The sequence below is a fragment of the Flavobacterium niveum genome (genome assembly GCF_055231775.1).
In genome coordinates this window covers 264,224-287,422 of the sequence record NZ_JBUYSX010000005.1, presented here as the reverse complement: position 1 = coordinate 287,422, position 23,199 = coordinate 264,224, and the positions used below count along the sequence as shown (strand labels likewise).

Here is a 23,199-nt window from a genome sequence, read left to right as displayed (position 1 = left end):
ACCCTATAAATGTAGCTATTTTCCTGTTTCGGTCAAAAACTTTAACACCGCAAAACACTGGCCCCAAACAAATTATAACACTTTACCAAAGCAGCCGCACAATAGTTTTAAAATCCGTAATTTTACGCTATGGAAGCACCCTTGGCAGAACGCATACGCCCGCAGCATTTATCAGAATACATAAGCCAGCAGCACCTTGTGGGGCCAAACGGCTCGCTTACACACCAGATAGCCCGCGGCATCATCCCATCGCTTATACTGTGGGGGCCTCCTGGCACAGGTAAGACTACCCTTGCGCAGATAATGGCACAGGAAAGCAACCGCCCGTTTTATGTACTGAGTGCCATAAACAGCGGCGTTAAAGACGTGCGTGAGGTGATAGATAAAGCCAAGCAAAGCGGCGGTATGTTTACCACCAAAAACCCTATTCTGTTTATTGATGAGATACACCGTTTCAGCAAGTCGCAACAGGATTCGCTGCTGGCGGCGGTAGAGCGCGGTTGGGTTACGCTTATAGGTGCCACTACCGAGAACCCGAGCTTTGAGGTGATTCCCGCACTACTTTCGCGCTGCCAGGTATACGTGCTGAACCCTTTTACGCGCGAAGACCTTGAAGCCCTGCTGCACCGCGCCATGGAGGTAGACAATGTACTGAAAACAAAAAACATAGACCTTAAAGAAACGGAAGCACTGCTGCGCCTTAGCGGTGGTGACGGCCGCAAGCTGCTTAATATTTTTGAGTTGGTTATTAATGCCGTTGACGGCGATACCATAGAAATAACCAACGAACGTGTGATGCAGCTGGTGCAAAAAAATACTGTGCTGTATGACAAAACGGGCGAACAGCACTATGACATTATTTCCGCTTTTATAAAAAGCATGCGCGGCAGCGACCCTAACGGCGCCGTGTATTGGCTGGCCCGTATGATTGAAGGTGGCGAAGACCTGAAGTTCATAGCCCGCCGTATGCTTATCCTGGCCAGTGAAGATATAGGCAATGCCAACCCCACTGCACTGATTATGGCAAACAACACCTTTCAGGCAGTGACTGCGATTGGTTATCCTGAGTCACGGATAATATTAAGCCAGTGTGCGGTGTACCTGGCCAATTCACCCAAAAGCAATGCCACGTATATGGCTATTGGCAAGGCGCAAAGTGTAGTGAAGCAAACCGGCGACCTGCCTGTACCGCTGCACCTGCGCAATGCCCCTACCAAACTGATGAAGGAACTGGGCTATGGCGACGACTATAAATATGCCCACGACTACAATAATAACTTTGCCGACCAGGAGTTTTTGCCCGATGCTATAAGCGGCACTGCTTTCTACGAACCCGGTGCCAACAGCCGCGAAAATGCCGACCGCGAGGCCCTAAGGAAGCGCTGGAAAGGGAAGTATGGGTATTGAGAAAGATGCTGAGATACTTAGATTCTGAGACGCTGAGTTTCTCAGCAGCTAAGTTTACACTCATAAGAAATAAGAAAAGGCTTCACCTAATTTTCAGTGAAGCCTTTTATATATGACTTAATATCTTTTAAAAACTAAGAATCTAAGCGTCTCAGAATCTCAGAAACTTTATTAAAATTTGATATCCAACTTCTCGCTGATTAGCTTGTCGTTTTGGTAGTATTCGAAAAACCATTCGTTGCCTTTTTTAAATACCACACCATTTTTGGTATCGCCCACAGCGGTGTATGAATCGGGTTGCGATGTTTTGTACATTTTCAGTACCACTTTAGGTGTGCTGTCTACCAGCTGGTAACCGTTGGCAATAGGCTGTGCAAATAGCGTATTCTGGTTTACTACCTGTTGAGGCACCACTGCCGGGGCAGCGGGTGCAGCAGGTACAGCCGGAGGTTGCGGCACGGCAACAGCCTGCCCCTGGCCTGCAAAATATTGCGCAGAAGCGGCATCGCCTACGTAAGTGTAATTAAGTTTTTCTAATGCCTGTGCGGCTTCGCGGGTAGCTTCAAAATAGGCTTTACTAAAATCTTTGTTCTTGCTGGATCCCTGTTCTGACGTAAAAATTGTTTTCCCGAAACAGTCTTTAATCAGTATACTCACCTTGGTAGTAAGCATACCACTGTTATTGTCCAGATCGCCATACAGCGCACGGCAGCGGTTAAGGGCTACTTCGGCAGGCAGCTGCTCGTCTACAAACAATACCTTGAAGCCGTATTTTTCAAAGGCCAGCTTGGTAATCTGGTTCAGGTTATACTTATTCTCTTCCTTAAAAAATTCGAATTTCCTTGGAAGGATAACATATTTATAGTTGTTGATGATTTCGCTTTGGGCAAAGGTAATGCCACTGAAAAGCAACGCGATATACAGCGCAATCTTTTTCATTTATAAGAGGTTTTTAAGTTCAAGGAGATGGTTTACCTGCGGTATGGTAACCGGCGCTTCGGCACGGTGCTCGTTAAAGAAAATAGCATCAATACCGCAGTCTATAGCACCCTGCACATCGGCTTCTATGCAGTCGCCTATCATTACACTGTGGTGCTTTTCGGCTCCGGCAGCAGCAAGTGCATATTCAAAAATAGCAGGGTGCGGCTTTTTGCAACCGGCATTTTCGCTGTTGGTCACCGTTTCAAAATACCCTTCCAGTCCACTGTTTTTCAGTTTGCCTTCCTGCACGGTATGGAAACCGTTGGTTATAATATGCAGGCTGTACATGGGTTTCAGGTATTCCAAAATTTCAATAGCACCTTCATACAGGTGGTTGTTCAATGGCAAATTGGCCACATATTGTTCCGACAGCGTTTCTATAAGCGTCTCGCTTACTTCGTACTCCAACGCATCGAATACATCCTTCAGTCGGCCGTAGCGCAACTGCTGTTGGGTGATAAGCCCGTCGCGGTACAGTTTCCAGTAACCGGCATTTATAGGCACGTGCAATGCCACGAATTGTTGTATATCAACCGCTACCCTATTTTCGGTAAGTATGTGTTCAAAGGCTAAAGCCGAATTCTTCTCGAAATCCCACAGGGTATGGTCGAGGTCAAAAAAGATGGCTTTCTTATTGTGCAGCTTCATATTATTTAACCACTTCGGCGTTTTCTATGTGGTAAATCCAGTCGTCCACATCGCTGTCGTTATAACGGAACGTACCTTTCAGTGTAAGGTATTCGTCAGTCTTAAAGCGTTGCCCCGGGTTTTTCAGCTTAATGCCCATAATGGTTTCAGGCCCGGCCTGCCCACAGAAGAAACACGCCTTAAACATATTTTTACTTATGGCGTAGCTCTTGTTATCTATAGGGATAACAAAGCCCGTCATTACAATTGGCTTGCCCTGTTTGGCTTTCAGCGTGGTGTTTATTACCGGGTACATTACCCCTTCCGGATAATCTTTGCTCGGTTTCTTCAGGTATTTTATTTGTCCCAAAAGCTTCCAGCTCAGGGTATCGGCATAGGCAAAAGTGTTTTCGCCGCTAACCGAAACTTTAGCAGGTGCCGGGTTTGAAGACGGCAGGCCTACCGAAGTAAGTACCACGCCCGATAGTGCCACAAGGGCTATAATGAGTGTTTTACGCATTTGCAAGTGTTTTAGAAATATTCAATCCATACGCCTTAACCGCGGGTATTACGGCTGCCAGTATGCCCACAAAGATAGTAAGCCCCAGCAAATATCCTTCCTTATCCCAAACGAACTCGTAGGGGTTAAACGCCATTTTAAATTCTGACTCACTGGTACCCGAAATAAGGCCCAATCCTATACGCCCAACAATAGTGCCAAAGATGAAGCCGGTAACACACAGCAGCAGGCTTTCTATAAGTACCAGCAGTAGCAGTTGCAGGCGGCTTGCACCATTAACGCGCAGCAGGGCAAACTCGTATTTACGTTCCTTTAATGTATTGTAAAGCGCAATGAATATGCTGATACCCGAAATAAGCATGATGCCGTATGCCAGGTATTGCAGCGCCTGCAGCCCTATACCGAACAGCGAAAACAACCTGTTGATTTCCACCCCCGGTGCGGCAGCCTGCATCTTGGTATTCATGGCTACCATATTCGGCCAGATTACATACGCCTTAGGCCCGCGGAACTTGATAAGCGCCGCCGTTATTTCGTGGCCCTCACCTTCATGGGCTTCTTCATCGTGGTGGTTTTCCTCGTGATGGTCCTGCTGCATATAATCCACAGGCTCATGGCCTTCGTGTGCGTGGTCTTCTTCATCGGCATCATCATGGTGCGCTTCGCCTTCATGGTGTGCATGGCCGTCGTGCATGCCCCATACGGTAGGTATGGTACACAGTATAAGGTTATCCACTACCTTGCCGGTAGGTTCGGTTATGCCCGTAACTATGTAAGCGTGTTCTTTGTGTACCTCACCCTCGGCAGCGTCGCCGTGTGCACCAAAGAATTTATCGCCAACCTCAAGGTTCACTTTTTTTGCAATATCGCTGCCTACTACCACCTGGTAATCTTTAGTGAATACGGCACCTTTTTGAAGCTTTGCACCATAGTGCGTAAGGTATTGCGGCGTGGTTCCCACTATGCGGTAGCCCTTGTAGTTATCGCCAAAGGCCAGCGGAATGGCTTCCTTCACCATAGGGTTGTGCATCCACATTTTGGCCTCGTCATAGTTAATGTTCCCGGTGGGAGAATCTACCTGGTACACCGCCGAAAGGATAAGCTGCAACGGGCTGCCCTGTGCTCCCAGCACCATATCGATGCCGTCTATATTATCGTTAAATTTCTTTTCAAACTGTTCCTGCAACAATATCAGCAGGGTGATGATGGCTACGCTGGCCGTAAGCAGTACAATGCTCAGGGTGGTATTCAGCGGCTTGTGCCAAATGTTTTTCCAGGCTATTTTAGTAATCATGGCTACAGTGCTATCTGGTTAGTAAAACGGTCTTTCAGCCTTTGGTCGTGCGTTACGATAACCAGCGCGGTGCCGTACTGCTTAGCCAATCCCGAAAGCATATCGGCCACAATAAAGGCATTTTCATCGTCCAGGCTGCTGGTAGGCTCATCGGCAAGTAACAACTGCGGGCTGTTTACCAATGCACGGGCAATGGATACGCGCTGCTGCTGGCCTATGCTGAGTTGCGACGGTAGTTTGTGCAGGTGTGCTTCTAATCCAAGTTGGGTAAGCAATCCCGTTGCTTTATCGGTGGCTTTCCTGCCATTGCCCAGCCACGATGCAAGCACCACATTATCCAGCACCGAAAGCGCCGCTACAAAGTACGACTGCTGCAATACAATGCCTATGTGCTGCCCACGGAAACGGTCGAGCTTTTTATCGGAAAGGGTTTCTATATCAGTACCACCTATGGTTACCTGCCCCTGTTGCGGGCGCAGCAGCCCTCCCAGAAGGTGCAGCAGTGTGGTTTTCCCCTTACCCGAACCGCCTGTAATCAGCAGGGTTTCGCCTGCCTGCGCCGTAATATCTGGAAAGGAAAAATCAGTGCCCTTCCCGTAGGAAAAGCGTATATTTTGGGTCGAAATCATGTACTTATTTAATAAGCATGCAAGATACGCAAAGCGCAATTATTATAAAAGTAATTTTATAGTGTGTGGCCTGGCTAAACCACAACAAACACCCTTATTTCAGCATGGCTATTGTGTAGATTACAATAAATACAATAGGTTGCGTACAGGCTTAAGAATTAACACTAAGGTTAAGAAGCCTGCGCATGGTTTTTCATATCAAAGATAAAGATATTGTAAGGCTCACCGCTTTGCAGGGTTTCATCGGTAAAATCGCTAAGGTATACATCGCCGTGCATCAGTGCGTTAAGGCAGCGGTTGTATATGGCATCGCGGCTTTTAAGGTCGGCACGGTTAAGGTCCAGCCGTATCTCTACCATTGTTTTATAAGCTGCGCCACGCGAGGTATAGCCCGGGGAAATGTGGTAATTTTGGGTAAGGTTAAAATCTACCAGTTCCAGTTTATGCTCGGTCATTTTATTAAGCACCTGGCTCTGTACCTCGCGCATACGCATACGGGGGTCGGGCGGTACTACAAGGCAGTCCCTGCAATAAAATGTCATTGTATAATTGTCCATATCCAAGCAATTTTGGTGTAAAATTAAACCTTATAATCCATTCAACCATATGGATTAACAAAGCGCTAATACAATATGAGGTTTTTTTGCACAACTTTACCAGTTACACCTTCATTTTTTAGATTTTTTAAACATATGCTCCGTACTTGCCCGCCTGCATTTAAGACGGGAACAACCTGATGCACACAAAACCGCCCCCGCAACAGGCTAATAATTATTATAATAGCACCTGTTATTACTACCCAAAATTGAGTACTTTTATAAACCTCTTTAAAAGGCATTAACAACTATAAACCAATGAATTATGAAACATATTTTCTTTTGTTTTCTTTTTGTGATTATGGGTTGTAAGTCCGGTAAAGATGCGGGCAATTTTGAAGTTGTAACAGGAACTGCACGAAATGATAAAGCCGGGGCCGTACTAAGCAGTAGCCGTGGCACATGCCTAATGTCGGGCTTAAGCCATTGGGATAGCACTTACGTAGGTAAAACACTAAAGGTAAAGGGACATTTTGATTTACATGTTGGTGAGGATGTTGTAAACATTAAAATCAATGACACCGTTTATCCATTTGCAGCGCAAATGTATCATAGGTATTACCTTGTAAAAAATGCTACATGGGAATTGTACGATCCTAATTAGGTTTTGTTTCAAACCACTAAAATCAAAACTATAATATTCAACTTGAGTGAAGCTGCCCCCTCTCTTTTGGAGAGGGCTGGGGAGAGGCAGCTAAAAAGTATCAATTTGGCTACAACGGCATTCAATTTGGCTACAGCCAAAACGGATGGATTGTGCCAACTTTGTACTATCAGATTAAAAATAGACAAATAAAAACAATAGCCATGACAAAAAGTAAAGGATATGCGGCACAAAGCGCCGAGACTGATTTAGCCCCCTGGAATTTTGAACGCCGCGAAGTAGGCCCGCACGATGTGCTTATAGATATCATGTACTGCGGCGTGTGCCACAGCGACCTGCACCAGATTAAAAACGACTGGTTCCCGGGGATATTCCCTATGGTGCCGGGCCACGAAATTGTGGGCCGTATAGCAGCCGTGGGCGCTCATGTAAAAAAGTTTAAGGTGGGCGACCTTGCCGGTGTAGGCTGTATGGTAGACAGTTGCGGCCACTGCGAAGACTGCACCCACGACCTGGAACAGTTTTGCAGCCACGGTGTGCAAACCTATAACGGCCTTGGACATGACGGCGTGCCTACCTATGGCGGCTACAGCAACAACATTGTTGTAAAAGAGGAATTTGCCCTGCACGTTTCAGATAAGATAGAGCTTGCAGCCGTGGCTCCGCTGCTATGTGCCGGCATTACTACCTATTCGCCACTACGTTACTGGAAGGTAGGTCCGGGGCATAAGGTAGCCGTACTGGGGCTTGGCGGCCTTGGGCATATGGCGGTAAAATTTGCCGTAGCCTTTGGTGCCGATGTTACTGTGCTGAGTACTTCGCCGGCTAAGGAGGAAGATGCCAAAAAACTGGGCGCACATCATTTTGTGGTAACCAAAGACCCTGAGCAGGTAGCCGCTGCAACCAAAACCTCTGATTTTATTGTAGATACGGTGTCCGGGCCGCATGATGTAAACATGTACCTGGGCATGCTGAAAAGCCGTGGCACACATATAGCCCTGGGCGCCCCTAACGAGCCTTACGTAATACCTGCGTTTTCGTTACTGGCAGGCGGTAAAGCCATAGCCGGCAGCGGTATAGGCGGACTGGCCGAAACCCAGGAAATGCTGGACTTTTGCGCCGAGCACAACATCGTATCAGACATTGAAGTCATTGATATTAAAGACATACACGCAGCATACGAGCGCATGGAGCGCGGCGATGTACGCTACCGTTTTGTAATAGATATGGCTACGCTGTAACTTCAACAATAATAAAAAGAAACAGAACGCTTTACGGGATTTCAATATTCAATCATTAAACAAAAACGACATGAGCATCAGTAAAATAAACTTAGGAAACCAGGGCCTTATAGTACCCGCAGTAGGCCTGGGCTGTATGGGCATGACCACCATAGCCGGAAACGATATATATGGCAAAGCCGATGAAGCCGAAGCTATAGCTACAATACACCGTTCGCTGGAACTGGGCGGTAACTTCTTGGACACCGCCGACTTATACGGCCCGTTACTTAACGAACGCCTGATTTCCAAAGCCATTTCGGGTAATCGTGACAACTACATTATTGCGACAAAATTTGCCTGGGAAATAGATGATAACGAGCAGCTTACATGGCGCATTAACGGTAAAAAAGACTACGTAAAAAAAGCTGCCGAGCGTTCGCTTAAAAACCTGGGTACAGACTATATAGACCTGTACTACATGCATCGCCTTGACCCGGAAACGCCTATTGAAGAAACCGTAGGTGCTATGGCCGAGCTGGTTAAGGAAGGCAAGGTACGCTACATAGGCCTGAGCGAAGTTGCCGCCGAAACCATCCGCCGTGCGCATGCCGTGCACCCGATAACGGCACTGCAAAGCGAGTATTCGCTCTTTGAGCGCAGCGTGGAGGAAGCAGGCATACTTGATACGCTTAAAGAGCTGGGAATAGGCTTTGTACCGTATTCGCCGCTGGGCAGGGGCTTTATTTCGGGAGATATAAAAAGCCCGGATGACTTTGCAGAAAACGACTTCCGCCGCAGTATCCCGAAATTCCAGGGGGAACAGTTTTACAAAAACATTGAATTGCTTGAGGCTATAAACCAACTGGCTGCCGATAAAGGGGTTACACCTTCGCAGTTGGCCATAGCATGGACGGTAAACAAAGGTTTTGTGCCGATACCGGGTACCAAACGCGTGAAGTATGCCGAACAAAACCTTGCGGCGGCTGATATTACCATCACTCCCGCAGAAATGGAGCGCCTGGAAAGCATAGTGTCGCTGGGAACCGATACCGGCAACCGCTACGACGCATCGGGCATGAATATGGTGAACCTTTAATATAACTAAAGAAAAGCTATCTTTACGGTAGCTTTTCTGCTTTAAAAAATAACTTATGAAAAAGCCTGCAAAACCCATAATCCCAATAGCTACGATTACAGAACTGCACCGCCTGCTGGGCATCAGGGAGCCTGAACACCCGCAGGTTAGCATTGTAGATCTTGCTGAACTGAAAGGTTCGCATACTGATTTCTCACAGGGGTTCGCACTTGATTTTTATATGATTGCCGCCAAGCGCGACTTCACCGGAAAAATCCGCTACGGGCAAAGTTATTATGATTTTGATGAAGGTGTGATGAGCTTTCTGGCGCCCGGCCAGCTGTGCTATGAAGATGAACCTTCAGACCGCCCCGCAAATGGTTTTATGCTGCTCTTCCACACTGATTTTATACAGGGGTATGCCCTGGCAAAAAGCATTAAGCAGCACGAATATTTTTCGTATAACAGTAAGGAAGCGCTTTATGTTTCCAAGAAAGAAGAATTGCTCATAGACCAGATACTGAACAATATAGCCAACGAATACCACGGCAACATAGACCGGTTTACACAGGATGTAATAGTATCGCATATAGAGTTGCTGCTTAACTACTGTAACCGTTTCTACAACAGGCAGTTCATAACCCGGAAACAGGCCAATAACGACCTCGTAGGCAAACTGGAGCAGGCGCTTAACGACCATTTTAACGGTACCGAAACCTGCCTGCCCAGGGTAAAAGACCTGGCCGACCACCTGAATGTTTCACCCGGCTACCTCAGCGATATGCTGCGTGCACATACCGGGCAGAATGCCCAGCAACACATACACAACAAACTGATAGACAAAGCAAAAGAGATACTGGTAAACACGCCCCTTACCGTAAGCGAAATAGCCTACCGACTGGGGTTTGAGCACCCGCAATCGTTCAGTAAATTATTTAAGGCAAAAACCGAGGTAAGCCCACTGGAATACAGGAAGTTGTTTAATTAGCTATCAGTTGTTAGCTATCAGCTGTCAGCTTTAATTGAGCAACTTATTTTTCTTAAAATCTGGAGTTATGCCAATGGCTGAAAGCTGACTGCTGACTGCTGACTGCTGACTGCTGAAAGCTACAAAATTCCTTCATCAGCAAAGCTAAAATAGCTGTGTTCGGTAACGATAACGTGGTCTAACACTTTAATATCCAGCGTTATGCCAGCACTTTGCAGCTGGCGTGTTATCTGCTTATCGGGGCCGCTGGCCTGCAGCACCCCACTGGGGTGGTTGTGAACCAAAACAATGGCTACCGCGTTGTGTTCCAGTGCAGTTTTATAAACCAGGCGTGCATCTACAACGGTGCCGGTAAGGCCGCCTTTACTCAGTTGGGTCTTATAAATCACCTTGTTAGAATTATTAAGGTAGAGCACCCAAAACTCCTCGTGCGGCAGCTCCCCTATTATCGGCTGCATAATCTGGAACACTGATTTACTGCCTGTTACCCTGTCCAGCTCGCGTACCGCCTCATCTCGGCGGCGGCGTCCCAGCTCCATGGCAGCAGCTATGGTTACAGCCTTTGCCTCCCCTATCCCCTTAAACTGCATCAGCTGTTTTATGGTGAGTTTTCCCATGGCATTCAGGTTGTTATCTGCTGATTTCAAGATGCGTTTGCTCAGTTCCACGGCGCTTTCATTGCGGCTGCCCGAACCTATAAGTATGGCTATCAGCTCAGCATCGCTAAGTGCGGCCTGCCCTTTAAACATCAGCTTTTCACGGGGTTGGTCGTCTTCAGCCCAGTATTTTATGGAGAAGTTAGTAAGGTTGTCTTCCATGGTAAATCGCGGTTGGTTATTTCACGAAGATACATATTTTTTACCGATGTTAAAATACTATACCCGTAAGCCACAGCGTTAGTTATAAAAACCACGCCATGAAGCACTTACTCGCCCTACTGCTGCTTATTGCATGCAGCCAAAACCCTGATAAACAGCAGGATTTTTACGGGAAGCTATCCGATGCTGCGATTAGTATCATCGACCCAAATGTAGCATACAACTCAGCCTATACCTCCATACCCTACCCCAACGGCGATGTGCCTAAAAACCAAGGCGTTTGCACTGACGTAATAATCCGAAGCTACCGAAAACTGGGCATCGACCTGCAAAAAGAAGTGCATACAGATATGGCGGCCAACTTCGCTAAGTACCCGAAAACATGGGGTTTACGCAGTACCGATACCAATATAGACCACCGCCGTGTGCCCAACCTTGAGGTTTTCTTTTCCCGCAAAGGGACAAGCCTGCCAAAAACCACTAAACCAACCGATTACAAGCCCGGAGACATCGTTACGTGGAGGTTGGCAAACGGCCTCCCTCATATTGGCCTGGTGGTAGACAAAAAAGGAGCCGGTGGCAGGTACAAAATGGTACACAATATCGGCAACGGGCAGGTGATGGAAGACTGCCTTTTCAGCTATACCATTAATGGACATTACAGGTACCAAAAATAGTGTTGATAACTTTTTGGCCCAAGCCAAAAACACCCGAATATTCCACAATTTTTACATTCTTTTACAATTTCCTGTGGAAGATTAGACTTGCCTAAAAATCACAAGCAACTGTTTTTAAGCAAATTAAAATTTTGACCCTTTCACACCTAACAGGTAATATTCCACATTTTTACTGAAAGAATGCGTTCAGTACAAGTTATGATTTTTTGTTTCAGGTTTAAAGTTTAAAGTTAGAGCTTCACTCAAATCCTTAAACTTTATGGGTTGTTTTTTTTTAAATTTCAGCTGGTATAGACGGTCGAGTAGGAACTTGAAACCTGAAACTTTAAACTTGGAACAAACCCCAACTATAACGTTGTAATTTTTCTTATCTTGCATAAGTGTAAAATAAACATTTATAACTTATGTTCAGAAAACTTCTTCTCTGCTCCCTGGCTTTTATAGCCGTAAATTCTTACAGCCAGGAAGTACCGCCACCCGAACTGCCGGTGCTACCCTTCAACCCTAAAAATCCCGGCGTGCACGATCCCGTTATGGCCAAAGAAGGCGATACGTTTTATGTATTCGGCACAGGTAAAGGGATTACCACCATGTATTCTAAAGACCTGAAAACATGGACAGAAGGCAAACCCATCTTTGACAAGTTACCCGAGTGGGTACTGAAGGCACTGCCAAATTTTAAAGGCGACATCTGGGCACCAGATATTATTTTCTATAAGGGGCAGTACCATATTTTTTATGCCTGCAATGCCACGCCCGGCAAGCCCGATGCTGCCATAGGCCATGCTACCAGCCCTACCCTCGACCAGAAAAGCCCGAAATACAAATGGACCGACCAGGGTAAAATAGTGCAGTCAGTTTTAGGGCGCGACCTGTGGCAGGCCATAGACCCTAATGTGGTGGTAGACGATGCGGGTACGCCGTGGTTTGTATTCGGGTCGTTTTGGGACGGGATTAAGGCCGTAAAGATGACGCCTGACATGATGGGCTTTGCGCATCCGGAGGAATGGCATACCATAGCCCGCAGGCCTACTACCCAAAAGCCTTACAACTACGGGCTGGAAGACAGCCAGATAGAGGGCGCGTTTGTGTACAAGCACGGCGAGTACTACTACCTGTTTGCCTCGTTTGATATGTGCTGCCGTGGGGTAAACAGCAACTACCATGTGGTGGTAGGCCGCTCTAAATCAGTAACCGGACCGTATGTAGACAAGCCGGGCTACGACATGATAGACGGAAACGGTACCGACATTGCCATAGGCGACGGCGTGAAATGGGCTGCGCTGGGGCACAATTCGGTTTACAAAATTGACGGTAAGGAATACTTTGTGGCACACGGATATTCTATAGCCGACAACGGCGCCAGTAAGCTGATTGTCACCGAACTGAAATGGGATAAAAACGGATGGCCGTATATAGAAAAGTTTTAATTTGTTTAAAGTTTAAAGTTTCAGGTTAAAGCTTCACTCGTACCCAAACTCCCGACCCTGAAGGGGTCGCGTGTATTAGCCCCGGACAACGTCCGGGGTATATTGCAATATAAAAGCTGAGTGAAACTAAATCTGAAATCTACCTTCTAAAATCTGAAATTAAATCAGGTCCTTCACCTCATCAAAGTTCAGCCCACCGTAGTTGCCGCTACTCATTAATAAAAGTGCAGCGCCGTTGGTATCGTATTTCAGGTGGTACAGGTATTCTTTAAACGCAGCCGGATTAGTATAAATAATCAGGTCTTCGCGGTTAAAGGCTGTAGCTATTTGTTCGTAGGTCACCTCTTCAAGCTGCTTGATTTTAACCACATCAGGACTGTAGAATACCACCGCTACATCGGCAGCATCCAGCGCGCCACGATACTCCTTAAGGAACTCAGCATTAAGGCTGCTGTAGGTGTGCAGCTCCAGGCAGGCAATCAGGGTTTTGTCAGGATACTGCTCCTTCACCGCCTTAGTGGTCGCAGCCACTTTACTTGGCGAATGCGCAAAATCCTTATAGGCAACGTTCTTTCCGTTCTCGGCTATTTTTTCAAGGCGCTTGCTGGCTCCTTTAAAGGTAGCAATGGCCTCGTAGAATTCGGCTTCGTCTACACCCATGCACTGGCAAATCCATTTGGCACCCGCAAGGTTATTAAGGTTGTGCGCGCCAAACACCTCTATAGGCATAGGGCCTTCGGGTGTGGCAAGCAGCGTAACGCCGTTCTCCACGGCATACTCGGGCGTGCTGTACGGAATACGTCGTATCGGGTTGGTCGATGCCTCCGAAATACGCTTTACCTCAGGGTCATTTTCGTTATATACCAAAATCCCGCCGTTGGTTATCTTCTGTATAAAAATCTCGAATTGCTCCACATAATTCTCAAACGTAGGGAACACGTTAATGTGGTCCCACGCGATGCCGCTTATCAGGGCAATGTTGGGCTGGTACAGGTGGAACTTCGGCCTGCGGTCCATAGGGGACGACAGGTATTCGTCGCCCTCCAAAACAATGAAATCGTTATCTGACGTAAGGTGCACCATGGTATCAAAACCTTCCAGCTGCGCGCCCACCATATAATCCACATCTATATCGTGGAAGTGCATTACGTGCAGTATCATGCTGGTAATGGTAGTCTTTCCGTGGCTTCCGCCAATAACCACACGGGTTTTGTCCTTGCTTTGCTCGTATAGAAACTCGGGGTAACTGTATATTTTCAGGCCAAGTTCCTGCGCCTTAAGCAACTCAGGGTTGTCGGCTTTGGCATGCATGCCCAGGATAATTGCTTCTATGTCGGACGTAATACGCTCCGGGAACCAACCCAGTTCGGCAGGCAGCAGCCCGGCTTTTTCCAGGCGGGTACGGCTGGGTTCAAAAATGGCATCGTCGCTGCCGGTTACGTGATATCCTTTGTGGTGCAGGGCAAGTGCCAGGTTGTGCATGGCGGCGCCCCCTATAGCGATAAAATGTGTACGCATTTATTGGGAAGTTTCGTAATGTAATGTTTCGCCCAAATGTAGCGAATAGATTTTAAAAATGTAAATTTGGAGGGAAAGAACCGATGGGAGAATTTACATTCCGCAACGCTAACCATTTCATCTAAAACTTTAAAATCAAATTTTAACACTCTTAAATACCATTTTTTGGTATTTTTGATAAAATGAAAATTTTATGGCTAAGAACACTTCCATCCTTTTAGGGCCTCACTTCGATAATTTTATCAGTAGTGAAATCGCTTCAGGCAGGTATAAATCAGCCAGCGAGGTTATCCGTACAGCACTCCGGCTGTTAGAAAACGAAGAAGACAAAATAAAAAAATTAAGGGCCGAGCTCGAAGAAGGTGAAAATAGCGGGTTCATAGAAAATTTCGACCCGCAGGCACACTTAGAAAGCCTTCATAAAAAACATTCATGAAACGGTATCGGATTTCAAGTAGGGCTTTTCTGGATTTGGAAAACATTTGGAAATATACAAACTATAAATCGTCTAAAGAACAGGCTGACCGATACTATAGTCTTTTAATTGCCGAAATTGAATACATTTCTCATCACCCTGACATTGGAAGGGATATGCACCACATAAAGTTGGGTTATAAAATGACCAAAGTAAAATCACACCTTATTTTCTACAGGGAGGGGTATGACGGGGTAACTGAGATTATCAGAATACTCCATGAGATGATGGATATATCAAGTAAATTCCAATAAAAAACCGCCCTGTGAGGGGCGGTTTCAATTTTCTATTTATCATAAAACTCCACAATGCTGAGGAGTTTATCTGCGTAACTATAAATATCCTCGCTACTTTGGATTTCAAATTTGGTTTCCTTTTTCTCCTCATCAAAAATGCCGATTACTTTTTTCTTGTCTGTAAAGTATAACCTGCAAATAGTTTTCCTGTTGTTATCATCAAACAAAATAGCAAAATATGATTGGGCATCACGATAATGAATCCTGTTACCCCTCACCTTTGCACAAAGAATAGCTTTTACTATATAGAAACCTTCAAGCTCATCGGCCGTAGTGATAACTTTACTATCTTCAACTTTGGCCTCAATATATTCTTCTTCGATTATTTTATCCTGAATTTCAGATTCGTTTAAAGCCAGTTTAAGCCTATCTGTAACTATGTCATTTATCTGCTGGGCAAAAGACTTTTTAGTCAGGTTTGTAAACTGGTCTAAAACCTTTTGGGTAACCATACCAGGATAAACCTGCTTGGCAAAAAACTTAACAAACTCAGCCGATGGGTTGTTTATTTCCTCGTTGATAAGCTTCTTAAGCTCTCCGGTAAATTTCAGCTCACTTGCCGTATTTACAATATTGTTGAAATCAAAATAGACCTTATGGAATTTCTTTAATTCTTCAACCTGATTGTCTTTTATTTCGGTTACATCAAAGGAAAAGAAAGGCTTGTCATCCATTTTATTTGGCTCAACCAAATCGGTATAGAACCTGTATTCGATACCGTTTGTCAGGATCGCAAACTTTGCGGTTGTTGTATGGAAATACCTGAACAGTTGCGATTCATTATGCACATTCAGGTTGCCCGCATGATGTTTACATTCAATAAGTATAATAGGTGCACCATCTTTTAGTATGGCATAGTCTATTTTTTCGCCTTGTTTTATGCCGATGTCTGCTACAAGTTCAGGCGTTACTTCAAAAGGATTGAATACATCATACCCAAGTTCTTTTATAAAAGGCATTATAAATGCATTTTTTGTCGCTTCCTCTGTAAGAACCTGGCTCTTTAGGGTTTGCACTCGTTCCCCAAGAGATTTAATTTGTGTTTTAAAATCCATGATGAGATTAATTGGTTAATTATTGTGATAAAGTTAGTGTTTTTTATTTAACAATCTTTAACGCAATATTCTATTTACTTTTGTAATATAAAAACTCCCGCCATGCACGACATACACTCCCGCCACGACCTGGAACAACTGCTGTGGGCGTTTTACACCCGCCTGCTGGCCGACCCTTCCATAGGCTATATATTTACCGATGTGGCCAAAATAAACCTGGAGAAACACATGCCGTCGCTTACTGATTTTTGGGAACAAAGCCTGCTGCAACGCAACGGTTACCGCAAAAATGTAATGCAGATACACCTGGACCTCAACGCGCTGGAACACCTTACCGCCACACACTTCACCACATGGCTGGGGCACTTTAATGCTGCGGTAGACGAAATGTTTGCCGGGGAAATAGCCGAACTGGCCAAAACACGCGCCCTTTCCATTGCTACCGTAATGCAGGTGAAGCTGTACAACCAATAATTTTTCCTCTGTAAAAAGTTTATAAAAACAGCTAAAAATTCAAACGTTTTAGTTGTTAAAACTCCATTTTAGCACCATATATTCAGCCGATTACACAATTTACCGACACCTGTTAGCGTTTTCACAATTGTTATGCACGCATATTGTTTTGACTGGTTTACTCAGATTTAATGTTTACATTAGCAAAACATAAACAAACGAGAAAGAGGACTTATGAATATTAAAATAACAGGCTCCGGCAGCTATATCCCCACAAGGGCTATCCCCAATATAGATTTTGCCGGCCACCAGTTCCTGGACGAGGAAGGCGTACCGCTGCCCTACCCTAACGAGGTGGTTACGGAGAAATTTAAGCAGATAACCGGCATTGAGGAACGCCGCTATGCCGACGAAGATTTGCTTACCAGCGACATTGCTTACTTTGCCGCCCAAAAGGCCATAGAAAGCTCGGGTATCGACCCGGAAACGCTGGATTATATTATCCTGGCACACAACTTTGGCAACGTAAAGCACGGCGCCATACAAACCGATTCAGTTCCCAGCATTGCCAGCCGTGTAAAACACAGCCTGCGCATTAAAAACCCGCGCTGTGTGGCTTATGATATACTGTTTGGCTGCCCGGGTTGGGTAGAAGGCGTTATACAGGCTATGGCGTTTATAAAGTCAGGTATGGCTAAGCGCTGCCTGGTTATCGGCGCCGAAACCCTGAGCCGCGTGGTAGACCCGCACGACCGCGACAGCATGATTTACAGCGACGGTGCCGGTGCTACCGTGATAGAAGCCACCGAAGACGAAGGCGGCATACTGGCACATGCAAGCGCATCGTTTACCTATGATGAGGCTTACTTCCTGTTCTTTGGCAACTCGTACAACAAAGCGCACGACACCGATGTACGCTACATAAAAATGTACGGACGCAAAATATATGAATTTGCCCTGAGCAATGTACCTAAAGCCATGAAGGAATGCCTGGAGAATAGCGGTATAGACATCAGCGAGGTGAAGAAAGTACTCATACACCAGGCAAATGAAAAGATGGACGAAGCCATTATACAACGCTTCTATAAGTTGCACGGCACCACCCCACCCGATGGCGTTATGCCTATGAGCATCCACAAGCTGGGCAACAGCAGCGTGGCTACCATACCTACCCTGTACGACCTGCTGGTAAACGGCCTGCTACCCAACCAGGAGCTTAATAAAGGCGACGTGGTTATCTTTGCCAGCGTAGGCGCCGGCATGAACATCAATGCGTTCACTTACAGGGTGTAAAGGCCTCACCCCGGCCCTCTCCACCCGAGCGTAAGCGAATTGGCGTAGCAAAGGAGAGGGAGCAGCTTCACTCTAACATCCCGTCATTGCGAGCGGAGGTACGGAGCGAAGCAATCTCATTATTAGCAACATATACCTTTAATAAGATTGCTTCGTGCAATGACAGGAGAAAACAAAACACAACAGCCACCCGAAAAGGTGGCTGTTGTGTTTTATATCAGGCAATGCCGTGATTACTTCTTATCGTTGTGGTGGTTCTCTTCCTCTTCGGCAAGCAGGCTTTCGCGTACTTTCTTAAACAGGTCGCTTGAGTATACAAACTCCACAATAGATTTGTTGCGGGTTTCCAGTATCTGCTCGTTGTTTCCTTCCCACTCCTTAATACCGTTTTTCAGGAACACGATTTTCTCGCCTATCTGCAGTACCGAGTTCATGTCGTGGGTGTTTATTACGGTAGTAATGTTGTACTCTTTGGTAATTTCCTGTACCAGTTCGTCTATCACTATACTGGTTTCAGGGTCAAGGCCCGAGTTAGGCTCATCGCAAAACAGGTACTTAGGGTTGTTTACAATAGCACGGGCTATGGCTACCCTTTTCTGCATACCGCCCGATATTTCATTCGGGAACTTTTTATTGGCATCCTTCAGGTTTACGCGGTCCAGAACCTCGTTTACACGGCTCCTTATTTCGCTGCCCTTTTTATTGGTAAACATTTGCAGCGGAAACGCCACATTCTGTTCTACCGTCATACTGTCAAACAAGGCACTCCCCTGGAACACCATACCTATTTCGGTACGCAGGTTTCGCTTTTCATCGGATGTAAGCTCGCCATATATACGTCCGTCAAAGGCTATGGTACCGCTGTCGGGCGTGTGTATGCCCAGCAGGGTTTTCAGCATTACGGTTTTACCCGATCCGCTTCGGCCTATGATAAGGTTGGTCTTGCCGGCCTCAAACGTGGTGGAAATACCCTTTAGCACTTCGGCATCGCCAAACGATTTTCTTATGTCTTTAACTTCTATCATTGGCTCAAAAGTAAAGTAGTAATAATGTAATTGATAAGGATGATAACCACACTGCACCACACAAATGATGTGGTACTGGCTTTACCTACCTCAAGCGCTCCGCCCTTCATGTAAAAACCGTGGAACGACGGTATGGTAGCCAGCACAAAGCCGAACACCGCTGTTTTAAAGAAGGCATAAAACACGTGGAACGGTATAAATTCGCGCTGTATACCCTGCAAAAACTCCTCGCTGCCTATAAAGCCGCCGTATACACCGGCCAGCCAGCCGCCCATAATACCCAAAAACATGGATATGGAAATAACAAACGGGTACAACAGGAACGCAATGATTTTAGGGAATACAAGGTAGTTAAGCGAGTTAACCCCCATAACCTCCAGTGCATCTATCTGTTCGGTAACGCGCATGGTACCGATGCTCGATGTAATGTACGAACCCGCACGCCCGGCCATAATGATGGATATGAACGTAGGGGCAAACTCCAGTATTACCGACTGCCTGGTGGCAAAAGCGATAAGCGATTTCGGGATAAGCGGATTGGTAAGGTTAAGCGCCGTTTGTATGGCCACAACCCCGCCTATAAAGAACGAAATAAACGCCACTATACCCATGGAGCCTATAATAAGGTCGTCTATTTCTTTAAATATTAAGGGCCGCATTACCTGCCATTTGGTAGGTTTATTAAATACCTCCTTTAGCATCAGGAAGTAACGGCCTATTTGGTCTAAAGCTTTTATCATGTAATGTGTACGAAAATATCGGCTAAAGTACCGATTTACATCCGTTATTTAATTGAACTTAATAGTTTTTTAATAAAAAAGCTGCTGAGCTACTGAGATTCTAAGCTGCTGAGCCACTTAGCTGCTGAGCCGCAAAGTGATTTAAATCAGTGTCATTCGCGTCCTATTCTGTTCGTAAAAACTGCGACTAAATACTGAAAACTACTTAAAAACCTTCTGCTTCATTTTCTTCCAGCGGTACGCGCGGATAAATTTCGCCTGCTCTGCCGTTACCAGCATTTGTTTTTTATCGGCCTTCGCTTTCAGGAAACCGTTTATATAATCTATGAATAACAGCGGCTTACCCTTACGCATGGCCAGCTTGGCACCCGCTATCGCAGTAATAATAAATCCATAGCCCAGGCTGTAAAACGCTTCGCCCTGCTTGTAGCGTGCTGCCTTGTTGTAGTTGGCTCCGGTAGGCTTCAGGTGTTTTACCTTCAGGCTTTCTATGGTAACTACCTTCCAGTTATAAAACTTAGCAATCAGCTCATCGGCGGTATCCCAACCCATGGCAGTACGCAGCCCGCCCATCTGGGCAAACAACGCCTTACGGTACGCTTTAAACGCCCCGCGGATGTGGTCTTTATCGGTAAGGTTTTCCAGTATCCATTCGCCATTCTTTTCTATGTAGGCAAAACCCCCAGCCATGCCCACGGTGTCATCGGCTTTAAAAGCATTGAGTACCGTTTCAAAATAATCGGCAGGGAGTATCAGGTCGGCATCCAGCTTTACAATGATGTCGTAATCTTCGTCTACCGTGGCATACCCGGCATTAAAGGCCTGTATTACCTTACTGCCCGGCAGGTGTACTGCAGCCGAGTCTTTGTTTACCAATGAAATCCATGGGTATTGCGCGGCATATTGGCTCACAATCTCGCCGGTACGGTCGGTACTGTTGTCATTTACTACCACGGCTTTTGCGGGGAGTACGGTTTGCGCCGCAAGCGAATCGAGCGTTACGCCCATAAAGGCTTCTTCGTTGTGCGCAGGTATTATTACATAGTATTTCATACTGAAATATAAAAGAAGTGCAAATATCCTTAATTTTGCCGTAACCGAAAAACGAAACCTTGGATAAGAACGTATTTGTAATTATTGTTACCTACAACGGCGCCCGCTGGATAGATAAGCTTATACCGTCGTTGCTGGCATCGTCTTATCCGGTGCAGATTATAGCGGTAGACAACCAGAGTACCGATAATACCGTAGCCCTGCTGCGACATTACCCCGAAGTAGATATTGTAGAAACCGGCAGCAACCTGGGTTTTGGCAAGGCCAATAACATAGGGATGCAAAAGGCGTTGGCGCTTGGTGCCGATTACCTGTTCCTGCTGAACCAGGATGCATGGGTGTTTGATGATACGGTAAGCAGCCTGGTTACAAATATGGAAGCCAATCCGCAAATAGGTTTGCTTAGCCCGATGCACTTCCAGGCGAACGAAACGGAGTATGACACGTCTTTCGCAACGTACCTTAACCGAAAAACAGGCGAGGTAAATGGACTGCCGTTAGTACCCTTTGTAAATGCAGCAGCATGGATGCTGAGCCGCGCATGTGTAGAAAGAGTCGGTTATTTCGAACCGCTGTTTGGGCATTATGGCGAGGACAGGAACTATTGCGACCGTGTGGCGTACCACAACTTCCGGATTGCCATAGACCCGAATGCCAAAATTGTGCATGACCGTGTGATTACGCGTAATTTTACTAAAGACATTACCCAGAGCCAGTATAAAATCCTCTCGGCATTAATCAACCCGAAATATAGCCTTATGCAGGCGTATGTACATGGCGTTAAGGAAACCCTTGGGCTGCCAAAGTATTTTGCCAAATTTTACGGTTGGGGTAAAGCCCTTTCCATGCTGGGTAAGCTCAGCGGCTACTACCTGAAATTTTTGTTTAACCCCGCGCCTGTAAAAGCCGCCCGAAAACGCGCCCTGTAATGGAAAAGCAACGTGTAGCCCCCATAAAACAGGTGGTTTGGTTTGCCCTATTTAATTATATGGGTACCGGTATCGGCATTATATCGTCGCTGTTGCTGTACCCGAAGAATTACGTGTTCCAGGGCATGATACGCTATATAGACAGCGTATCGCAACTGCTGTTCCCCGTTATGGTACTGGGGGCCAGCCAGGCACTGATAAAGTTTTACCCCGCCTTAGACGAACGCCGCCGCAAACAGCTGTTCAGCTACAGCATGCTGTCGGTAATCGTGGTGAGCCTGGTAGTGTTGTTAGGGTTGGTTATCTATGCCAATGTATCGGACGATGAATTTATAGGGCTGGTGTATTATGCCTATCCCATAGCCATAGTGCTGGCCTTTGTAGAGCTTTTTAAAAAGCAGTTGCAGGATCTACAGCGCATAGCCGCACCCACACTGTTTGAAAAAATAATCCCGAAAATCACCCTGCCGCTGGCATTCCTGCTGTTACTGTACGGCTCGGCAAATGTAAATACGGCAATATGGGTATACATGGCAGGCTTCGGGCTGATATTGCTGCTTACAGGAAGCTACCTTTTTAAGTACTATAAACCCGGCTTTAATTACCGCTTTAAGACCCTTTTTGGCGAAATTTCACGTAAGGACTATTTCCGTTACAGCCTGTATGCGCTGGCGGGCAGCCTGGGTTCGCTGCTGGCCTTCCGGATTGACGGGCTCATCATCCCGAACTACATTTCCATGGAGGCAAACGGGGTGTTCAGCACGGGTTCTATACTGGCGAGTACACTGCAAATACCTGCCGTGGGCATGTTTGCGCTGTATGCACCCATTATTTCCAACTACCTGAAAGACCACAACTTTAAGGAACTCGACGTAAAATACAAAGAAATCGCCCGACTGCTGTTCTTCATCGGGGCAGTGCTGTACGGCTGTATTTTCCTGGGCGTGGAAGACCTTTTCCGCCTGATGCCCGATTACAATAAACTTGCAGCAACCGTTCCCATTATCCTGATACTGGGCTTTAGCGTGCTCATCAACATGGCTACGGGTTTTAACGGCGAAATAATAACCTACAGCAAATACTACCGTTTTAACCTGATAGCCGTTGCCATACTCGTAGTGCTGAACGTATCGCTTAACCTGTTGTTCCTGGATATGGGTTACGGTATTGTAGGCGTGGCATGGGCGTCACTTATCAGCATGACGATATTTAACATCAGCAAGCTGGCATTTATTTACAAGAAATTTAAGTTGCTGCCGTTTGATGCCAAGTTCTTTAAAATGGGGATGATATTCCTGCTGGCGGGCTTCGCGCTGCACATATTGCCGCAGCTTGGTTCGCACCTGTTTACACTGATTTATAAAATAGGGACGTATGTAGCGGTTACCGTTTTTGCCGTATACAAACTAAGGCTCGTGTACCAGCTGAATGTATGGATAGAGCAGGCTATGAAGAAATTCGGGTTTGTGAGGTAATCAAATACACTAATACCA

The 23,199-nt window shown here is 46.1% G+C and carries 25 protein-coding genes; 13 read left to right on the top strand and 12 right to left on the bottom strand.

Annotated elements, in window-relative coordinates:
* Positions 1-129 precede the first annotated feature (129 nt).
* On the top strand, positions 130-1,407 hold the full coding sequence (locus ACZIX4_RS14290) for a replication-associated recombination protein A (RefSeq protein WP_463336320.1): 1,278 nt from the start codon (positions 130-132) through the stop codon (positions 1,405-1,407).
* 171 nt (positions 1,408-1,578) lie between these two features.
* Here the strand turns inward: ACZIX4_RS14290 and ACZIX4_RS14285 are convergent, their stop codons facing one another.
* From ACZIX4_RS14285 to ACZIX4_RS14260, 6 genes are all read right to left on the bottom strand, one after another.
* Entirely contained in the window at positions 1,579-2,346 is a 768-nt protein-coding gene (locus ACZIX4_RS14285) for a hypothetical protein (RefSeq protein WP_463336319.1), read from the bottom strand.
* Positions 2,347-3,036: a YjjG family noncanonical pyrimidine nucleotidase gene (locus ACZIX4_RS14280; protein ID WP_463336318.1), complete on the bottom strand. Its 690-nt coding sequence runs from the start codon at positions 3,034-3,036 to the stop codon at positions 2,347-2,349.
* Position 3,037: 1 nt separating this feature from the next.
* Positions 3,038-3,535 (bottom strand): hypothetical protein, encoded by a 498-nt coding sequence (locus ACZIX4_RS14275; protein ID WP_463336317.1) that lies wholly within the window; start codon positions 3,533-3,535, stop codon positions 3,038-3,040.
* Positions 3,528-4,829, bottom strand: a complete 1,302-nt coding sequence (locus ACZIX4_RS14270) for an ABC transporter permease (protein ID WP_463336316.1) — start codon at positions 4,827-4,829, stop codon at positions 3,528-3,530. Before ACZIX4_RS14270 ends, ACZIX4_RS14275 begins: the two co-directional genes overlap by 8 nt.
* 2 nt (positions 4,830-4,831) lie before the next feature.
* Positions 4,832-5,458, bottom strand: coding sequence for an ABC transporter ATP-binding protein (locus tag ACZIX4_RS14265; RefSeq protein ID WP_463336315.1), 627 nt, complete (start codon positions 5,456-5,458; stop codon positions 4,832-4,834).
* Positions 5,459-5,628: 170 nt separating this feature from the next.
* Positions 5,629-6,015: a hypothetical protein gene (locus ACZIX4_RS14260; protein ID WP_463336314.1), complete on the bottom strand. Its 387-nt coding sequence runs from the start codon at positions 6,013-6,015 to the stop codon at positions 5,629-5,631.
* A 304-nt stretch (positions 6,016-6,319) separates the two neighbouring features.
* Here ACZIX4_RS14260 and ACZIX4_RS14255 point away from each other — a divergent pair, with 304 nt between their 5' ends.
* The 4 genes from ACZIX4_RS14255 to ACZIX4_RS14240 all read left to right on the top strand — a co-directional run bounded on the left by ACZIX4_RS14255 (position 6,320) and on the right by ACZIX4_RS14240 (position 9,944).
* The gene (locus ACZIX4_RS14255; protein ID WP_463336313.1) at positions 6,320-6,658 is read left to right on the top strand and encodes a hypothetical protein; all 339 of its coding nucleotides are present in this window, start codon (positions 6,320-6,322) and stop codon (positions 6,656-6,658) included.
* Between the two features lie 203 nt (positions 6,659-6,861).
* Positions 6,862-7,899, top strand: a complete 1,038-nt coding sequence (locus tag ACZIX4_RS14250) for an NAD(P)-dependent alcohol dehydrogenase (RefSeq protein WP_463336312.1) — start codon at positions 6,862-6,864, stop codon at positions 7,897-7,899.
* A 70-nt stretch (positions 7,900-7,969) separates the two neighbouring features.
* Positions 7,970-8,977, top strand: coding sequence for an aldo/keto reductase (locus ACZIX4_RS14245; protein WP_463336311.1), 1,008 nt, complete (start codon positions 7,970-7,972; stop codon positions 8,975-8,977).
* Positions 8,978-9,032: 55 nt separating this feature from the next.
* Positions 9,033-9,944 (top strand): helix-turn-helix domain-containing protein, encoded by a 912-nt coding sequence (locus tag ACZIX4_RS14240; protein ID WP_463336310.1) that lies wholly within the window; start codon positions 9,033-9,035, stop codon positions 9,942-9,944.
* Between the two features lie 119 nt (positions 9,945-10,063).
* Here ACZIX4_RS14240 and radC read toward each other — a convergent pair whose 3' ends face one another.
* Positions 10,064-10,762 (bottom strand): RadC family protein, encoded by a 699-nt coding sequence (gene radC, locus ACZIX4_RS14235; protein ID WP_463336309.1) that lies wholly within the window; start codon positions 10,760-10,762, stop codon positions 10,064-10,066.
* A gap of 98 nt (positions 10,763-10,860) precedes the next feature.
* Here radC and ACZIX4_RS14230 point away from each other — a divergent pair, with 98 nt between their 5' ends.
* Complete coding sequence (locus tag ACZIX4_RS14230) at positions 10,861-11,439, top strand: DUF1287 domain-containing protein (protein ID WP_463336308.1); 579 nt, start codon at positions 10,861-10,863, stop codon at positions 11,437-11,439.
* Positions 11,440-11,843: 404 nt separating this feature from the next.
* Positions 11,844-12,869, top strand: coding sequence for a family 43 glycosylhydrolase (locus ACZIX4_RS14225; RefSeq protein WP_463336307.1), 1,026 nt, complete (start codon positions 11,844-11,846; stop codon positions 12,867-12,869).
* A 159-nt stretch (positions 12,870-13,028) separates the two neighbouring features.
* On the opposite strand, the gene ACZIX4_RS14220 is transcribed toward ACZIX4_RS14225, so the two are convergent.
* Positions 13,029-14,387, bottom strand: a complete 1,359-nt coding sequence (locus tag ACZIX4_RS14220; protein WP_463336306.1) for a UDP-N-acetylmuramate--L-alanine ligase — start codon at positions 14,385-14,387, stop codon at positions 13,029-13,031.
* A 193-nt stretch (positions 14,388-14,580) separates the two neighbouring features.
* On the opposite strand from ACZIX4_RS14220, the gene ACZIX4_RS14215 reads away from it, so the two are divergent.
* Positions 14,581-14,823 carry a type II toxin-antitoxin system ParD family antitoxin gene (locus tag ACZIX4_RS14215; protein ID WP_463336305.1) on the top strand — a complete coding sequence of 81 codons (243 nt, stop codon included), beginning with the start codon at positions 14,581-14,583 and terminating at the stop codon, positions 14,821-14,823.
* On the top strand, positions 14,820-15,116 hold the full coding sequence (locus ACZIX4_RS14210; RefSeq protein ID WP_463336304.1) for a type II toxin-antitoxin system RelE/ParE family toxin: 297 nt from the start codon (positions 14,820-14,822) through the stop codon (positions 15,114-15,116). Before ACZIX4_RS14215 ends, ACZIX4_RS14210 begins: the two co-directional genes overlap by 4 nt.
* 32 nt (positions 15,117-15,148) lie before the next feature.
* Here the strand turns inward: ACZIX4_RS14210 and ACZIX4_RS14205 are convergent, their stop codons facing one another.
* Positions 15,149-16,213 carry a type I restriction endonuclease gene (locus ACZIX4_RS14205; protein WP_463336303.1) on the bottom strand — a complete coding sequence of 355 codons (1,065 nt, stop codon included), beginning with the start codon at positions 16,211-16,213 and terminating at the stop codon, positions 15,149-15,151.
* 102 nt (positions 16,214-16,315) lie between these two features.
* Here ACZIX4_RS14205 and ACZIX4_RS14200 point away from each other — a divergent pair, with 102 nt between their 5' ends.
* Positions 16,316-16,687, top strand: a complete 372-nt coding sequence (locus ACZIX4_RS14200; RefSeq protein WP_463336302.1) for a group III truncated hemoglobin — start codon at positions 16,316-16,318, stop codon at positions 16,685-16,687.
* Positions 16,688-16,900: 213 nt separating this feature from the next.
* A complete protein-coding gene (locus tag ACZIX4_RS14195; protein ID WP_463336301.1) occupies positions 16,901-17,959 on the top strand; it encodes a 3-oxoacyl-ACP synthase III family protein in 1,059 nt (352 codons plus the stop codon).
* Between the two features lie 233 nt (positions 17,960-18,192).
* Here ACZIX4_RS14195 and ACZIX4_RS14190 read toward each other — a convergent pair whose 3' ends face one another.
* The 3 genes from ACZIX4_RS14190 to ACZIX4_RS14180 form a co-directional block, all read right to left on the bottom strand.
* Entirely contained in the window at positions 18,193-18,984 is a 792-nt protein-coding gene (locus tag ACZIX4_RS14190) for an ABC transporter ATP-binding protein (RefSeq protein WP_463336300.1), read from the bottom strand.
* A complete protein-coding gene (locus ACZIX4_RS14185; protein WP_463336299.1) occupies positions 18,981-19,724 on the bottom strand; it encodes an MlaE family ABC transporter permease in 744 nt (247 codons plus the stop codon). Before ACZIX4_RS14185 ends, ACZIX4_RS14190 begins: the two co-directional genes overlap by 4 nt.
* 201 nt (positions 19,725-19,925) lie before the next feature.
* Entirely contained in the window at positions 19,926-20,777 is an 852-nt protein-coding gene (locus ACZIX4_RS14180) for a glycosyltransferase family 2 protein (RefSeq protein ID WP_463336298.1), read from the bottom strand.
* A 59-nt stretch (positions 20,778-20,836) separates the two neighbouring features.
* On the opposite strand from ACZIX4_RS14180, the gene ACZIX4_RS14175 reads away from it, so the two are divergent.
* Positions 20,837-21,706 carry a glycosyltransferase family 2 protein gene (locus ACZIX4_RS14175; protein ID WP_463336297.1) on the top strand — a complete coding sequence of 290 codons (870 nt, stop codon included), beginning with the start codon at positions 20,837-20,839 and terminating at the stop codon, positions 21,704-21,706.
* Entirely contained in the window at positions 21,706-23,181 is a 1,476-nt protein-coding gene (locus tag ACZIX4_RS14170; RefSeq protein ID WP_463336296.1) for a lipopolysaccharide biosynthesis protein, read from the top strand. The genes ACZIX4_RS14175 and ACZIX4_RS14170 overlap by 1 nt, the downstream gene beginning before the upstream one ends.
* The last annotated feature ends 18 nt before the right edge of the window (positions 23,182-23,199 follow it).

What these genes read in the sequence shown, in the direction of transcription:
- ACZIX4_RS14250 (WP_463336312.1), top strand. Translation starts at nt 6,862, where the DNA reads ATGACAAAAAGTAAAGGATATGCGGCACAAAGCGCCGAGACTGATTTA.
- ACZIX4_RS14185 (WP_463336299.1), bottom strand. Translation starts at nt 19,724, where the DNA reads ATGATAAAAGCTTTAGACCAAATAGGCCGTTACTTCCTGATGCTAAAG.
- ACZIX4_RS14255 (WP_463336313.1), top strand. Translation starts at nt 6,320, where the DNA reads ATGAAACATATTTTCTTTTGTTTTCTTTTTGTGATTATGGGTTGTAAG.
- ACZIX4_RS14225 (WP_463336307.1), top strand. Translation starts at nt 11,844, where the DNA reads ATGTTCAGAAAACTTCTTCTCTGCTCCCTGGCTTTTATAGCCGTAAAT.
- ACZIX4_RS14210 (WP_463336304.1), top strand. Translation starts at nt 14,820, where the DNA reads ATGAAACGGTATCGGATTTCAAGTAGGGCTTTTCTGGATTTGGAAAAC.
- ACZIX4_RS14270 (WP_463336316.1), bottom strand. Translation starts at nt 4,829, where the DNA reads ATGATTACTAAAATAGCCTGGAAAAACATTTGGCACAAGCCGCTGAAT.
- ACZIX4_RS14260 (WP_463336314.1), bottom strand. Translation starts at nt 6,015, where the DNA reads ATGGACAATTATACAATGACATTTTATTGCAGGGACTGCCTTGTAGTA.
- ACZIX4_RS14285 (WP_463336319.1), bottom strand. Translation starts at nt 2,346, where the DNA reads ATGAAAAAGATTGCGCTGTATATCGCGTTGCTTTTCAGTGGCATTACC.
- ACZIX4_RS14200 (WP_463336302.1), top strand. Translation starts at nt 16,316, where the DNA reads ATGCACGACATACACTCCCGCCACGACCTGGAACAACTGCTGTGGGCG.
- ACZIX4_RS14280 (WP_463336318.1), bottom strand. Translation starts at nt 3,036, where the DNA reads ATGAAGCTGCACAATAAGAAAGCCATCTTTTTTGACCTCGACCATACC.
- ACZIX4_RS14180 (WP_463336298.1), bottom strand. Translation starts at nt 20,777, where the DNA reads ATGAAATACTATGTAATAATACCTGCGCACAACGAAGAAGCCTTTATG.
- ACZIX4_RS14290 (WP_463336320.1), top strand. Translation starts at nt 130, where the DNA reads ATGGAAGCACCCTTGGCAGAACGCATACGCCCGCAGCATTTATCAGAA.
- ACZIX4_RS14215 (WP_463336305.1), top strand. Translation starts at nt 14,581, where the DNA reads ATGGCTAAGAACACTTCCATCCTTTTAGGGCCTCACTTCGATAATTTT.
- ACZIX4_RS14195 (WP_463336301.1), top strand. Translation starts at nt 16,901, where the DNA reads ATGAATATTAAAATAACAGGCTCCGGCAGCTATATCCCCACAAGGGCT.
- ACZIX4_RS14190 (WP_463336300.1), bottom strand. Translation starts at nt 18,984, where the DNA reads ATGATAGAAGTTAAAGACATAAGAAAATCGTTTGGCGATGCCGAAGTG.
- ACZIX4_RS14230 (WP_463336308.1), top strand. Translation starts at nt 10,861, where the DNA reads ATGAAGCACTTACTCGCCCTACTGCTGCTTATTGCATGCAGCCAAAAC.
- radC (WP_463336309.1), bottom strand. Translation starts at nt 10,762, where the DNA reads ATGGAAGACAACCTTACTAACTTCTCCATAAAATACTGGGCTGAAGAC.
- ACZIX4_RS14245 (WP_463336311.1), top strand. Translation starts at nt 7,970, where the DNA reads ATGAGCATCAGTAAAATAAACTTAGGAAACCAGGGCCTTATAGTACCC.
- ACZIX4_RS14205 (WP_463336303.1), bottom strand. Translation starts at nt 16,213, where the DNA reads ATGGATTTTAAAACACAAATTAAATCTCTTGGGGAACGAGTGCAAACC.
- ACZIX4_RS14240 (WP_463336310.1), top strand. Translation starts at nt 9,033, where the DNA reads ATGAAAAAGCCTGCAAAACCCATAATCCCAATAGCTACGATTACAGAA.
- ACZIX4_RS14265 (WP_463336315.1), bottom strand. Translation starts at nt 5,458, where the DNA reads ATGATTTCGACCCAAAATATACGCTTTTCCTACGGGAAGGGCACTGAT.
- ACZIX4_RS14220 (WP_463336306.1), bottom strand. Translation starts at nt 14,387, where the DNA reads ATGCGTACACATTTTATCGCTATAGGGGGCGCCGCCATGCACAACCTG.
- ACZIX4_RS14170 (WP_463336296.1), top strand. Translation starts at nt 21,706, where the DNA reads ATGGAAAAGCAACGTGTAGCCCCCATAAAACAGGTGGTTTGGTTTGCC.
- ACZIX4_RS14275 (WP_463336317.1), bottom strand. Translation starts at nt 3,535, where the DNA reads ATGCGTAAAACACTCATTATAGCCCTTGTGGCACTATCGGGCGTGGTA.